The organism is Streptomyces sp. NPDC051133, assembly GCF_040682635.1.
Classification (GTDB): Bacteria; Actinomycetota; Actinomycetes; order Streptomycetales; family Streptomycetaceae; genus Streptomyces.
Genome location: NZ_JBFBBK010000066.1, coordinates 31,571 through 44,932 on the forward strand (window position 1 = coordinate 31,571; position 13,362 = coordinate 44,932).

Annotated in this window: 12 protein-coding genes and 1 pseudogene; 5 read left to right on the top strand and 8 right to left on the bottom strand. The window is 73.5% G+C overall.

Annotated elements, in window-relative coordinates; translation table 11 throughout:
- Window positions 1-71 precede the first annotated feature (71 nt).
- Window positions 72-314, top strand: coding sequence for a chaplin (locus AB0N17_RS40050; protein ID WP_366016598.1), 243 nt, complete (start codon window positions 72-74; stop codon window positions 312-314).
- A 50-nt stretch (window positions 315-364) separates the two neighbouring features.
- Here the strand turns inward: AB0N17_RS40050 and AB0N17_RS40055 are convergent, their stop codons facing one another.
- The 5 genes from AB0N17_RS40055 to AB0N17_RS40075 are packed head-to-tail and all read right to left on the bottom strand — an operon-like array spanning window position 365 to window position 4,808.
- On the bottom strand, window positions 365-2,053 hold the full coding sequence (locus AB0N17_RS40055) for a GAF domain-containing SpoIIE family protein phosphatase (protein WP_366016599.1): 1,689 nt from the start codon (window positions 2,051-2,053) through the stop codon (window positions 365-367).
- The gene (locus AB0N17_RS40060; RefSeq protein WP_366016600.1) at window positions 2,037-3,095 is read right to left on the bottom strand and encodes an ATP-binding SpoIIE family protein phosphatase; all 1,059 of its coding nucleotides are present in this window, start codon (window positions 3,093-3,095) and stop codon (window positions 2,037-2,039) included. Before AB0N17_RS40060 ends, AB0N17_RS40055 begins: the two co-directional genes overlap by 17 nt.
- Window positions 3,092-3,538, bottom strand: a complete 447-nt coding sequence (locus tag AB0N17_RS40065; RefSeq protein WP_366016609.1) for an anti-sigma regulatory factor — start codon at window positions 3,536-3,538, stop codon at window positions 3,092-3,094. The genes AB0N17_RS40060 and AB0N17_RS40065 overlap by 4 nt, the downstream gene beginning before the upstream one ends.
- Window positions 3,538-3,918: an STAS domain-containing protein gene (locus AB0N17_RS40070; RefSeq protein ID WP_366016601.1), complete on the bottom strand. Its 381-nt coding sequence runs from the start codon at window positions 3,916-3,918 to the stop codon at window positions 3,538-3,540. Before AB0N17_RS40070 ends, AB0N17_RS40065 begins: the two co-directional genes overlap by 1 nt.
- Complete coding sequence (locus AB0N17_RS40075) at window positions 3,915-4,808, bottom strand: STAS domain-containing protein (RefSeq protein WP_366016602.1); 894 nt, start codon at window positions 4,806-4,808, stop codon at window positions 3,915-3,917. Before AB0N17_RS40075 ends, AB0N17_RS40070 begins: the two co-directional genes overlap by 4 nt.
- A gap of 264 nt (window positions 4,809-5,072) precedes the next feature.
- Here AB0N17_RS40075 and AB0N17_RS40080 point away from each other — a divergent pair.
- Window positions 5,073-5,513, top strand: a pseudogene (locus AB0N17_RS40080) (MarR family transcriptional regulator); the annotation flags it as partial.
- Window positions 5,514-6,042: 529 nt separating this feature from the next.
- Here AB0N17_RS40080 and AB0N17_RS40085 read toward each other — a convergent pair.
- The 3 genes from AB0N17_RS40085 to AB0N17_RS40095 all read right to left on the bottom strand — a co-directional run bounded on the left by AB0N17_RS40085 (window position 6,043) and on the right by AB0N17_RS40095 (window position 8,737).
- Window positions 6,043-6,522 carry an SRPBCC family protein gene (locus tag AB0N17_RS40085; RefSeq protein WP_366016603.1) on the bottom strand — a complete coding sequence of 160 codons (480 nt, stop codon included), beginning with the start codon at window positions 6,520-6,522 and terminating at the stop codon, window positions 6,043-6,045.
- Between the two features lie 73 nt (window positions 6,523-6,595).
- A complete protein-coding gene (locus tag AB0N17_RS40090) occupies window positions 6,596-7,330 on the bottom strand; it encodes a class I SAM-dependent methyltransferase (RefSeq protein ID WP_366016604.1) in 735 nt (244 codons plus the stop codon).
- A gap of 228 nt (window positions 7,331-7,558) precedes the next feature.
- Window positions 7,559-8,737, bottom strand: a complete 1,179-nt coding sequence (locus AB0N17_RS40095) for an acyltransferase (RefSeq protein WP_366016605.1) — start codon at window positions 8,735-8,737, stop codon at window positions 7,559-7,561.
- Between the two features lie 403 nt (window positions 8,738-9,140).
- Here AB0N17_RS40095 and AB0N17_RS40100 point away from each other — a divergent pair, with 403 nt between their 5' ends.
- From AB0N17_RS40100 to katG, 3 genes are all read left to right on the top strand, one after another.
- Window positions 9,141-10,337, top strand: coding sequence for an abortive phage infection protein (locus tag AB0N17_RS40100; protein WP_366016606.1), 1,197 nt, complete (start codon window positions 9,141-9,143; stop codon window positions 10,335-10,337).
- Window positions 10,338-10,585: 248 nt separating this feature from the next.
- Complete coding sequence (locus tag AB0N17_RS40105; protein WP_366016607.1) at window positions 10,586-11,023, top strand: Fur family transcriptional regulator; 438 nt, start codon at window positions 10,586-10,588, stop codon at window positions 11,021-11,023.
- A 33-nt stretch (window positions 11,024-11,056) separates the two neighbouring features.
- The gene (gene katG / locus AB0N17_RS40110) at window positions 11,057-13,282 is read left to right on the top strand and encodes a catalase/peroxidase HPI (protein ID WP_366016608.1); all 2,226 of its coding nucleotides are present in this window, start codon (window positions 11,057-11,059) and stop codon (window positions 13,280-13,282) included.
- Window positions 13,283-13,362 lie beyond the last annotated feature (80 nt).

Consider the following 13,362-nt stretch of genomic DNA (forward strand, 5'->3'; position numbering starts at 1 on the left):
ACCCCCGGAGGCGGGCGGCGCGGGGCGCGGTTGTGATGGAGGAGCCCTTTCGTCAACCAGTGAGGCACATCATGCGTCTTCGCAGCTTCGCCACCACGGCCGTTCTCGCAGGTGTTCTTGCCATGGGAGGCTCGGCGACCGCGTTCGCGGCCGACCCGGGCCCGACGACCGGTACCGCCAGCAACAGCCCGGGCGTCATCTCGGGCAATGTCATCCAGGTTCCGATCCACATCCCCCTCAACGTGTGCGGCGACACCATCGACCTGATCGGACTGCTGAACCCGGCGGGCGCCAGCAGCTGCGACAACTCCTGACGCCGCCGCTCGTGTGCCGGCCCCTGTCACGGGGGCCGGCGCACGGCTGTTCAGGACGTCGTCGTACGGTCCGTGGTCCGGCAGAGCAACAGGCAGATGTCGTCGTCGTGTTCGGAGTCGTGCAGCATCGGTTTCAGCATCGAGTCGGCCGCCGCGTCCAGGTCCTCCAGGTCCGGCGCGGCGAGCGCCCCCATCGCCCGGGCGAGCCGGTCGATGCCCGCGTCGATCCCGGCGGACCGCCGCTCCACCAGGCCGTCCGTGTACAGCGCCAGCGTCGAGCCCACCGGCAGCGCGAGGACGTGCTCCTCGTACTCGTAGGGCACCGGGACCCCCAGCATGATCCCCGGCTTGGCGTCCAGCACCCGCACCTCGCCCTCGGGGCCGCGCGCGAGGGCCGGCGGATGCCCGGCCGCCGCCCAGAGCACCTCGGACTCCCCGGGCGTGAACCGGGCGATCGCACAGGTCGCGTACAGCTCCGGCTGCAGGTGGCGCAGCATCCGGTGCAGGAGGGTGAGGATCCGGGCCGGACCGTTGCCCTCCACGGCGTAGGCACGCAGGGCGGTGCGCAACTGGCCCATGATGACCGCGGCGCGCAGCCCGTGCCCGGTCACGTCCCCTATCACCGCGAGCACACTGCCGTCGGGCTGCGGGAAGGCGTCGTACCAGTCGCCGCCGATGTTCATCCCGTGCGTGGCCGGCAGGTAGCGCGCGGCCAGCGAAAGGCCCGCGGTGGCGGGCAGTTCGGTGAGCTGGGCGCGCTGCAGCTCCTCGGCGACGTGCTGGTGCTGCTCGTACTGGCGGGCGTTGTCCAGCGCGATGCCCGCCCGCCGGGCCAGCTCCAGCAGCATCACGGTGGTGTCCGGGTCGAACCGGTCACCGGGCGCGGACAGCGTCAGTACCCCCTGCACGGTGCGCGCGCCGAGCGGCAGGCACAGCAGCGGCCGGTCCGGGGAGAGCGCCGAGGCCGGCAGGTCGTCCACGCCGGGGAGTTCGGCGGGGTGCGGGCCGGCGTGCTGGGGGCGGCCGGTGCGGGCCGCCGTCACCGTGGCCGCCGCCCGGCCGCCCGGGGGCGTCCGTTCGTCGCCCACGAGCCAGACGTCGAGGTGCCGGGCGTACTCCGGGACCAGCAGCTCGGGCAGCCGGCGCAGGATGTCGTCGTGGTCGAGGGAGGCGTTGAGGGCGGCGCTCGCGTTGGCCAGGAAGGTCAGCAGCCGGCGGGCGTTCTCCGCCTCCGCGCGGGCGGCCCGCTCGGCGTCCAGGAGGTCCCGCTGGGCCACCGCGGCGGCCTCCAGCTCGGCGTGCAGCGCCAGTACGCCCTGGTTGGTCTGGTGCAGCTCCTCCCGGTGGAAACGGACCAGCTCCTCCGTCTCGTCCAGGCTGCCCAGCACGGCGGCGGTGTCCTCGTCCGCGCGCAGCAGGGTGTCGGCGAGCCGGGCGTCGTCCGGCTCGGCGGGCCGGGGCAGCGGCGCGGGCAGGGGCGAGGGACAGACCAGCGTGTGCTGCCAGGGCTCCGGCCCGCTCAGCTCGGTACGGAGCCCGCCGTCGGTGCGGGCCGTCAGGGTCAGTTCGAGGTGTCCGGCGTCCAGGCCGCGGCGCAGCCGGACACCGAGCGCGGCCAGGAAGCGGGCGCGCTCGAGCGCGGGCACCCCCGCGTCCGCCGTGAGCCGGGCCAGCAGGGCACGGGCGCGGGCCGCGTCGGCGGCGGAGGCGAGGATCCAGGTGTCAGAGGTGGCTGTCATGGGTGCTGGTCCGGCGGTCGGGGGCCAGTACGGCCACGCTGGTGTCGTCGCGGAGGGGGCGGGCGGCGCTGCCCGCGTCGCGCAGGATCGCCGCGGCCACCACCGACGGGTCGTGGGTGAGCAGCAGGGGATCCTCCGGCGGTGTCCAGCGGCTGGGCAGTCCGTCACTGTGCATGACGAGCAGACTGTCCCGTCGCCACGGCATCCTGCGCAAGGGGATGTGCGCCGGGAAGTACGCCCCGACGATCCCCGGGTGGGTCACGAGGGACGTCCAGGTGTCCGAGTCGCGCAGCCGGGCGCCGACGTTGCCGACCCCGGCGAAGCTCAGTTCGGCCCGCTCCGTGTCCACCTGCGCCACGCTGACCGCGGCACCCCGGGTGGGCCGCAGCGCGGTGTGCATCCGGCGCAGGATGTCCTCGGGCGGCAGGTGCGCGCTGCGGCGCAGCTCCGCCACCGCCGCCGTGGACGCGTGCGCGGCCTTCGCGCCGTGCCCGAGTCCGTCGGCGAGCAGCAGCGTCAGCAGGCCGCCCGAGCGCACCCAGCCCCAGGCGTCGCCGCACTGCTCGGCCTGCGCCAGCGACACGGTGATCCCGCCCGTCGGCGCCTGGGCCGCCGGGACCCGGCGCCCGGCGGGTGCCGCGTCGATCCGGGCCGTCGCCACCGTCCCCCGCCCCGGAACGCTGTACAGGTGGAAGGCGTTCGCGCTGCGCAGACAGCTGCCCAGGCCCGCGCCGAGGGAGCCGTCGGCGGTGGTGTGACCGTCCCTGAGCGCCGCCGTGACATCGGCGATGCCCGGCCCGTGGTCGAGCGAGAAGAGCTGCACCGACTCGCCCGCGCCGGCCGGCGGCACGACCGGGTTCACCACCATGCGGCCCCCGTCCGCGTGTTTGAGCAGATTGGTGGCCAGCTCGGTGGCGACCAGTTCCGCGACCGCCGTGCGCTGCGCGGCCAGGCCCGCGTGGGCGCACGCCTCGCGGACCGCCATCCGGGCGTCCCGGACCCGCGTGGAGTCGTGCACCGGCACCTCCCACACCCGGCTCATCCCGCCCCCGGACGCGCCGAGGGAACCGGGGCCACCCAGGCGACGGCCGTGACCGTCGTGCCCCGCCCGGGCTCGGTGTCGACGCGGAACTCGTGCACCAGCCGCTTCGCGCCGCTCAGCCCGAGTCCGAGCCCACCGCCGCTGGTGTAGCCGTCGGTCATGGCCTGTTCCAGATCGCGGATGCCGGGGCCGTTGTCGATGAACCGCATGGACAGGCCCCGGGTACGGCCGTTGTCCAGCGCGGCGATCTCCGCCCGCCCGCCGCCGCCGTGCACCAGGGTGTTGCGGGCCAGCTCGCTCGCCGCGGTGACCAGCTTGGTCTGCTGCACCAGGCCGAAGCCGAGCTGCTCCGCGCACTGCCGCACGTGCTGCCGGACCCAGGCCAGATCCGCGTCCGAGCCGATGGGCAGGTCGGCCGGGGGCGCCTGGCCGGACGCCTGCATCATGTCCCCCTCCGGGACAGCAGTTCCATGGCCCGGTCCACGTCCAGGGCGGTGACCAGGCCGGGCAGGGTGAGCCCCAGCTCGACCAGGGTGATCGCCACGGCGGGCCGCATCCCGGCCAGGACGGTCCGGGCCGCCAGCAGCCGGGCCGTGGAGGCGATCTCCGCGAGCACCCGGCCGAGGAACGAGTCGACTATGTCCACCCCGGAGATGTCGATCACCACACCGGTCACCCGGTTCGTGGCGACACGGCTGGTGATGTCGTGCTGCAGCTGCTCGGCGATGCCGTCGTGCAGCTCGCCCTGGAGCGAGACGAGCAGGACGTCGCCCAGGGCGAGCACCGGGATCTGGGACGGCGGCACGGGGGTCGGCTCGTTCACCGGGCGCTCGCACCCGCGTCCGTACGCGTGACCTCGATGCCCTGCCGGCTCAGCGCGTAGGCCAGCGCGTCCGCCAGGGAGGCACGGGTGAGCACCTCGCCGAGGTCGATGCCCAGCTGCACGATCGTCTGGGCGATGGCCGGGCGGATGCCGGAGACGATGCACTCGGCGCCCATCAGCCGCGCGGCGGCCACCGTCTTCATCAGGTGCTGGGCGACGAGCGAGTCGACCGTGGGCACACCGGTGATGTCCAGGATGGCGTACCGGGCCCGCTGGTCGACGATGGCCTCCAGCAGCGACTCCATGACGACCTGGCTGCGCGCGCTGTCCAGCGTCCCGATCAGCGGTACGGCGACCGTCCCCTCCCACAACTTGATGACGGGGGTGGCCACTTCGAGCAGCTGCTGCCGCTGCCGCTCGATCAGCTCCGCGTTCGCGTCCAGCGCCGTCTCCATCATCACCAGGCGCAGCGTCCCCATCAGCAGGGTCAGTGCCAGCACGCTCTCCTGGGCCTGCGGGGTGGCGGGGTCGGTGAACTCCTCGCGCAGCAACTCCACCGCGGGGACGCGCAGCCCGGCCACCTCGTCGGCGATCTGGGCCGGAGTCGATCCGGCGCGAGCACGGTTGTGGGCCATACGTCCCAACTGGTCCCGGACCGTGGTGAAGCCGGGCGCCCGGACGTCCTCCAGGCGTCCGCTCACCGCGACGTCGGACAGCGCGTCCAGCACGGCCTTGCACGCCTCGACCGCCTCGTCGCGGGAGACGGTGAAGACCGAGCGGAACAACGGGGCGTCCGCCCAGCGCTGGGCCACCTGTTCGCGACGCTGCTCCAGGAACGAACTCACCAACCGCGGCGCGGATCCGGTCTCGTCATGCTCCGGCACTCTCATCCTCTCCTCTCACACAGCCAGGTGCCGCCGGTGGGCCGGCGCCGAGCCGATCATTGCCGTCCGGCAACCGTAGCCCCCGGCTTCCGGCCCGGCCAAACCCCCCCGTGGCCGCTTCCCGCCGGTGGGCGGCCGGACCCCGGCCGCAGGGTCGTACCGGCGCCCGGGCGGGGTGCGCCACGAGCGGGGGCCTGCCGGTTGCCCCGTGGACGCGACGCCGGCTAGTACCCTGGCGGACGTCGTCCCAGTTCCGGTGAGAGGGGGACCGTGGCCGCCTTCCGCACCCGTGGAGCGTCCGGCGAGTCCGACGAGGCCGCCCGGACGACCGCCACGGCCGCGGAGTTGCTGGATCTCCTCTCGGGACGGGCCCCCACCGCGCCGGCCTCCGCCGCACAGGTGCGGGTCCTGCTGGTCCTGGACCACCACGACGGCATCAACCTGCGGGCGCTCGCCGACAGTCTCGGCACCACGCCCCCGTCCGCGAGCCGGCTGTGCGACCGGCTGGAGACCACCGGCCTCCTCCAACGCGAGCCCGGCCCGGCCGACCGGCGCGAGGTGCGGCTGCGGCTCAGCGGCCGGGGCCGGTCGTACCTCACCGAGCTGCACGCGCGCAGGGAGCGGGAGATACGGCCCGTCCTGGCGGCGATGCCGCCCGCCAAGAGGGAGGCGCTGCGGGAGGGCCTGGAGGCGTTCTGCGCGGCCGCGGCTCCCTGGATCCTGGAGCGGGTGGCCGCAACGGCCGAGGGGGCAGGGGCCGTTCCGGACCGGGAGACCGCGGGCGCCCGGACGTCCGGCACGCTTGCGCTCATGGCGTCCGCGCTGCCCGAGGTCCTCGGCGATGCCCACGGCCAGGGGCCCGCCGCCGGTGAGGTGCGCGACCGTGGCCCGGAGCGCCGCCCGGGCTGAGGCACGCCGTCGCGTGCCGCGGTGCCCGCGGGCCGCGGATCCGGTGAACCGCGGTCTCCGGGCACGCCGAGCGGCGCCCCCGTCTCCCGCGGCCCCCGGATGTTGCGGTGCGCGCCGGGGCGCCGGTGCGCAGGGGTGACGGACGGCCCGGCTGTCGCCGGCCGGCCCACCCCGGTCTGTGTCCCGCGCACGTCGACTCGGCTCCTTCGTAGCGTCGAGCGGTGTCGGCCCGGCGGCACGATCGCCGCCGGGCCGGTGTCGGTGGGCCGTCTACCCCGGATCGGGTCGGACTCTCCCGGGTGTTGCCGAGATCACCCGGGAGTGCGACCGGTCAGAACGCGCTGCCGCCCCCCGGGCCGCCGACCTCGCCGCGCCACGCCCCCGTCTCCTGTCCTCCGCGCCCCTCGATGAACTCCTTGAACCGGTGCAGATCACCGGAGACACGCCGCTTGACCAGGCCTAGCTTGTCGCCGACCGTCTCGGTCACCCCTTCCGGCTCGAAGTCGAGCTGGAGCATGACCTTCGTGGTGGACTCGTCGATGCGGTGGAAGGTGACCACGCCCGCCTGCCGTGCCGCGCCGTCGACCGTGGTCCAGGCGACCCGCTCGTCGGGCCGCTGCTCGGTGATCGCCGCGTCGAACTCGCGCCGGACGCCGCCGATGTTCGTCACCCAGTGGGTCAGGGTGTCCGTCCGCTGCTCGATGCGTTCCACGCCCTCCATGAACGCCGGGAAGGTCTCGAACTGGGTCCACTGGTTGTAGGCGGTGTGCACCGGCACCTCGACCCGCACGGATTCCTCGACCTGGGACATGCATGACCCCTCTCGTCTCGTCGGACTGCGTCAGAGGTACGGGTTCCTGTCCTGGCCCGGGATATGCCCACGGTCATGACGCCGGCCGGCGGAACAGCGCCGTCCACAGGAACGGCTCCCCGAACAGGGCGGAGCCGGCCGGTTCCTGCCGCATGGCGCGCAGTTCGACCTCCTCCAGGCCGGAGAAGATGCGGCGCAGCTCCCCGGGCGTGTAGGCGAGACCGCCGTGCAGGTGGGGCTCGCGGTAGAAGGCGGCGTCGGGCAGCTCGGAGCCCGACCGCCCGGCGGCGAAGCAGGTCAGCGCGAAGTGCCCGCCGGGGGCCAGTGCGCGTTCCAGCAGGGCGAGATGGCTGATACGGCGGTGCGGTGGCAGGTGATGGAAGCAGCCGGAGTCGTAGATCAGGTCGTACGGGCCGCCGAGCACGTCCGTGCCGAGCGCGAAGGCATCGCCCCGGTGGAACCGGACAGCCGCGCTCCGCTCCCGGGCGCGCTCCTCGCCCCAGGCGATCGCGGCGGGGGAGAGGTCGACGGCGTCCACCTCCCAGCCGCGCGCGGCCAGGTGCAGCGCGTTGCGGCCCGGACCGCACCCGAGGTCGAGCGCCCGCCCCCGGGCGAGCAGGCCGCGGTCCAGGTAGGAGACCAGGTTCTCGTCCGGCTTCGCCGCGAAGAACGGCACCTGCCGGGACCGGTCCGCGTAGAAGCCGTCCCACCACGCGGCCGCACCGTCCGTCCACCGGTCGGCCCCGGGTGCGAACAGCCCGTCCAGCAGCCGCAGTACGTCCTCCACCGTGCGGATGTTCCGGTGCATCCGGCCCCCTCTCCCGATGCGCAGACGCTAGGGGCGCCGGCCGTGGGACGCCAGGTGGCGCGGATCGGGCCGAGGGCGGTGACGCGCGGCTGACGGGGCCCCGGGGCGCCGACGGACGCCCCGGGCCGACGGCCGCCGGCGGTGCGGCCCAGGCCCCCGCCACGCACCCGCGGGAGCCCTTTCCCGGCCGGCCGGAGGACACTTTTCCGCCGTGCGCTCACGGCCGGCTCAGTCCGACGCGGCGGCCGGAGCCTCCTGGCGGGCCGGCGCCGGTTCCGGCTGCGGGGACGGGCGCCTGAGGCGGCGCAGCAGCAGTCGTCTCGCCGGGCTCTCCACCGCCTCGTACAGCACCCAGGACAGCCCGAGCGACACGCTGAACGCGATCGCGGTGACGGCCAGCCCCGCAAAGGCCCCGAAGTGGGGTTTCGTCCCCAGCAGGTCGGTCGCGGCCCGCAGCACCAGCAGATGGATCATGTAGAAGGCGAAGGACAGCTCGCCGAGCCGTACCAGCCGGCGGTGCCGCCACAGCGAGGGCAGCCCCTGCAGGTCGGCGACGGCCGCCGCCGGGATGAGCAGCGTGAACCCGATCAGGGTGCACACCGTGGCGGAGTAGCCGGGCGTGACCTGCGGGACGAAGAAGTAGCCGATGATCGCCAGGGCGAGGGACGCCTCCAGCCCGGGCCCGCGCCACCGGCCGAGCAGCACCAGCCGCGCGGCGACCGCGCCGAGGACGAACTCGGGCAGCCGGGCGCCCGGGAAGGAGTAGAGCGCGTACGTCCACCAGTGGTGGGCGTCCGCCCGGGCCAGCACCAGGACCGCCGCCACCGACAGCGCGCCGAGCAGGACCGAGCCGCGCGCCCCGAGCCGGCGCAGCAGCAGGATCAGCAGCGGGAAGGCGGCGTAGAAGAACGCCTCGCAGGCCAGCGACCAGCTGACCGGGTTCAGCGTCTGCCACCAGGGGCGCCACCAGGAGTGCAGCAGCAGCACGTTGGCCAGCGCCTGCTTGGGCGTCGGCCTGGTCTGGTGCGCCAGGGTGTACGTCATGAGGAGGGCGACGGCCAGGGTGACCAGGTGCACCGGGTAGATACGGGCGATGCGCCGCCGCCAGAAGGCGAGGGCGCGGTCACGCGGCCGTGCCGACCAGGTCAGCACGAAACCGGACAGCACGAAGAAGAACGACACTCCCGTGGCACCGGCACCGAATCCCCAGGAGACGATGTGGCCGCCGGTGCCGCCGAAGTAGCCGAAGTTGTTCACGTGCAGTCCGAAGACCAGCAGCGCCGCCATCCATCGCAGCCCGGTGAGGGACGGCAACGAGGGATTGACGGGGGATGGGCCGGACCGGCCGGTGGACGCGCCGGTACGGGTGGGCGGCGTCCGGAGCGCCCGGGGCGTCGCCGTGGTCATCGAATCACCTGCCGCAGAGGGTTGGCGTGGGGCATGAAGGGGTACCTTGCCCGTTCACCCCGGGTCATTCACGCCACATGGCAAACATCACACTGCTGGCGAACGACGAACCCCTCCGTATGCCACGGACGGACGGACCGGGTGCACCCGTACGAGTGACGCGGAGCTGGTGGACGCGGGCCGCCGTGCCGGGCGGGTTGAGGCCTCCCGGCCCGTTGGCGCCCCGACGAACTGGTCCCCGGCGCCCTCCGCGCCGCCGGCCTTCTGCCGCGACCGGCGCTTCCGCGCGGCGGTTCCGGCGGCGGTCGGTGCGACTTTCGGCGCCGCACTTCCCGCCTTTCGGCCGGGCGCCGTAGACCGTCGGCGGACGGCGCCCGCGGGCCGGGCCCGCCAGGGTGGCCGTATGCAGAGGACCAACGGAATCAGGCGCGCACAGCTCCTCGCCGCAATGGCGTCCGCCGGGCTCAGCGCGGCATTCCTGCCCGCGGGCCCGGTCCGGGCGGCCGGGGCGGGGACGGGCGGAGCGGGGGCGGACGGGACGCGGGCGGACCGGGCGCGGGGCGGGCTGCGGCACCGGGGTGTCGTCTACACCGTGGGGGAGGGGGAGACTCCGGGAACGGCCTTCACACCGGCCCGCATGCGGGCGGACATCAGGGCGATCCGCGACGAGCTGCACGCCGACACCGTGGACGTCACCGGCGACGGAGTGGACCGCCTCACGGCCACCGCCGCCGAGGCCGCGGAACACGGTCTGCGCGTGTGGCTCCAGCCGACCCTCGGTGACGTACCGGAGCGGGACATCCTGGAGCACCTCGCCGAGACGGGCCGGTTCGCGGAGCGGCTGCGCCGGCAGGGGGCGGCCGTGGACCTCAGCGTGGGCTGCGAGTTCTGGCTCTTCGTCCCCGGCATCGTCCCCGGGGACACCGCCCGGGAACGCATCCGGAACCTGCTCGACGGCAAGGTGGACCCCGTTGCGATGCAGCGCCGCCTCGACCGCTTCACGGCGAAGGCGGCGGTGGTGGGCCGTTCGGTCTTCCACGGCCGGCTGAGTTACGCGGCCGCCCAGGACGACCGCGTCGACTGGCGGCTCTTCGACATCGTGGGCGTCGACTACTACTCGTACTTCCCCGACAGGGCGGCATACGCGCGGGAGTTGAGCCGGTACCTGCGGTGGGGCAAGCCGCTGGCCGTCACCGAGTTCGGCACCTGTGCCTACGTGGGCGCGCCCGAGGCCGGCGGCATGGGATGGGACGTCGTCGACTACGACAAGGACCCGCCGGAGATCAAGGGGCACCTGGTCCGCAGCGAGCGCACCCAGGCGGCCTACCTGCTGCAACTCCTCGACGTCTTCGATGCGTTGGGCCTGTACGCGGCGATGGCCTTCGAGTTCGTCACCCCCGACGCCCCGCACCGGCCCGGCGACCCGCGCCACGACCTCGACCTGGCGAGCTACGCCATCACCAGGACCGTCGAGGACCGCCCGGACGACCCCGACTCCGGCTGGCACTGGGAGCCCAAGCAGGCCTTCCACGCCCTGGCCCACCGCTACCGCCGCCGGAACGCGCCGAGGACGGGGACGTCCGGCCGGCGGCATCCGTGATCTCCCGGCGCGCCGCCCGTGGGAGCGGGTGACGGCGGAATCCGTCGGTGCCGTGGCCGTCGTGTCCGGGCTCACTCGTTCGGAGGATGTCCCGGCTCGGCGCGCGGCCGCCGGCGGTGCGCGGCCCACATCATGCGTGCATGCCCCCGGGAGACGGACGCCGGGAACCGGCGGGCGCCGGCTCGCGGCCAGAATTGCATCATTCGTTTTCTTGAATCCTTCGTGTTTATGAGGGTAGCGTCGCCCGCATGACCGCCTCCCCGACCCCGACCACCGCTGAGGAGCTCCGCGGTGCCGGCCTGCGCGTGACGGCGGCCCGCGTCGCGCTGCTGGAGACCGTCCGGGACGGCGACCACCTCGGCGTCGAGGCGATCGCCTCCGGGGTCCGTGACCGCGTAGGCCACATCTCCCTGCAAGCCGTCTACGAGGCCCTCCACGCCCTCACCGCGGCGGGACTCGTGCGCCGTATCGAGCCGGCCGGCCATCCGGCCCGCTACGAGGGGCGCGTGGGCGACAACCATCACCATCTCGTGTGCCGGTCGTGCGGTGCCGTCGTCGACGTGGACTGCGCCGTCGGCGACGCGCCCTGTCTGACCGCCTCCGACGACCGCGGCTTCTCCATCGATGAGGCCGAGGTCGTCTACTGGGGCACCTGCCCCGACTGTTCCACCGGCCGCAGTTCCTGAGCACCGAGTTCCGCACAGTTCGGAAGGATTGCCATGACTGAGAACCACGACGCGATCGTCACAGACGCGAAGGCGGAAGGGGCGAGCGGTGGCTGCCCCGTCGCCCACGACCGGGCCCTGCACCCGACCCAGGGCGGCGGCAACCGTCAGTGGTGGCCGGAGCGGCTCAACCTGAAGATCCTTGCCAAGAACCAGCCGGCGACGAACCCGCTCGGTGAGGAGTTCGACTACGCCGAGGCGTTCCGGAGCCTCGACCTTCCGGCCGTGAAGCGGGACATCGCCGAGGTCCTCACCACCTCGCAGGACTGGTGGCCGGCCGACTTCGGCCACTACGGCCCCCTGATCATCCGTATGGCCTGGCACAGTGCGGGCACCTACCGCATCAGCGACGGCCGCGGCGGCGCCGGCGCCGGCCAGCAGCGCTTCGCCCCGCTGAACAGCTGGCCGGACAACGTCAACCTGGACAAGGCCCGCCGCCTGCTGTGGCCGGTGAAGAAGAAGTACGGCCAGAAGATCTCCTGGGCCGACCTGATGATCCTCGCGGGCAACGTGGCCCTGGAGTCCATGGGCTTCGACACCTTCGGCTTCGGCGGCGGCCGCGCCGACGTGTGGGAGCCGGAGGAGGACGTCTACTGGGGTCCGGAGACCACCTGGCTCGACGACAAGCGCTACACCGGCGACCGCGAGCTGGAGAACCCGCTCGGCGCGGTCCAGATGGGTCTGATCTACGTCAACCCCGAGGGCCCCAACGGCAACCCGGACCCGCTGGCCGCGGCCCGCGACATCCGTGAGACGTTCCGCCGCATGGCGATGAACGACGAGGAGACCGTCGCGCTGATCGCCGGCGGCCACACCTTCGGCAAGACCCACGGCGCCGGCCCCGCCGACTCGGTCGGCGTCGACCCCGAGGCCGCCGGGCTGGAGGAGCAGGGCCTCGGCTGGCGGAGCACCTACGGCACCGGCAAGGGCCGGGACGCCATCGGCTCCGGCCTCGAGGTCACCTGGACCGCCACCCCGACCCAGTGGGGCAACGGCTTCTTCGACATCCTCTTCGGCTACGAGTGGGAGCTGACCGAGTCCCCGGCCGGCGCCAAGCAGTGGGTGGCCAAGGACGCCGAGGCGATCATCCCCGACCCGCAGGACCCGTCGCAGAAGCGTCTGCCCACGATGCTGACGACCGACCTGTCGCTGCGCTTCGACCCGATCTACGAGCCGATCTCCCGCCGGTTCCACGAGAACCCGCAGGAGTTCGCCGACGCCTTCGCCCGCGCCTGGTACAAGCTGACCCACCGTGACATGGGCCCGAAGTCGCTGTACCTCGGCGCGGAGGTCCCGCAGGAGACGCTGATCTGGCAGGACCCGCTGCCGGAGCGCGAGGGCGAGCTGATCGACGACGCCGACGTCGCGGCCCTGAAGACCAAGCTGCTCGACTCCGGTCTGTCGGTGTCCCAGCTGGTCACCACCGCCTGGGCGTCCGCCTCCACCTTCCGGGCCAGCGACAAGCGCGGCGGTGCCAACGGCGCCCGTATCCGCCTGCAGCCCCAGCGCGGCTGGGAGGTCAACCAGCCCGACGAGCTGGCCCAGGTGCTGCGCGTCCTCGAAGGCGTCCAGCAGGAGTTCAACGCCTCCGCCGGCGCCAAGAAGGTCTCCCTGGCCGACCTCATCGTCCTCGGCGGTGCCGCGGCCGTCGAGAAGGCCGCCAAGGAGGCCGGCTTCGAGGTACGGGTGCCCTTCACCGCGGGCCGCGTGGACGCCACCGAGGAGCAGACCGACTCCGAGTCCTTCGAGGCGCTGGAGCCGACCGCCGACGGCTTCCGCAACTACCTCGGCAAGGGCAACCGCCTGCGCGCGGAGTTCCTGCTGGTCGACAGGGCGAACCTGCTGGACCTGAGCGCCCCCGAGATGACGGTGCTCGTCGGTGGTCTGCGCGTCCTCGGTGCCAACCACGCGCAGTCGCAGCTCGGCGTCCTCACCAAGACGCCCGGTGTCCTCACCAACGACTTCTTCGTCAACCTGCTCGACATGGGCACGACCTGGAAGTCGACCTCCGAGGACCAGACCACGTTCGAGGGCCGCGACGCCGTCACGGGCGAGCTGAAGTGGGCCGGCAGCCGCGCCGACCTGGTCTTCGGCTCCAACTCCGAGCTGCGGGCGGTCGCCGAGGTCTACGCGAGCGACGACGCGAAGGAGAAGTTCGTGAAGGACTTCGTCGCCGCGTGGGACAAGGTCATGAACCTGGACCGGTTCGACCTGGTCTGAGCATCGCTTCGAGGGCGTCCGGCCCGGCCGAGGCCGTCGACGCCGAGGCGGAGTTGTCGAAGGCGTCGAAGGGCTCCGAC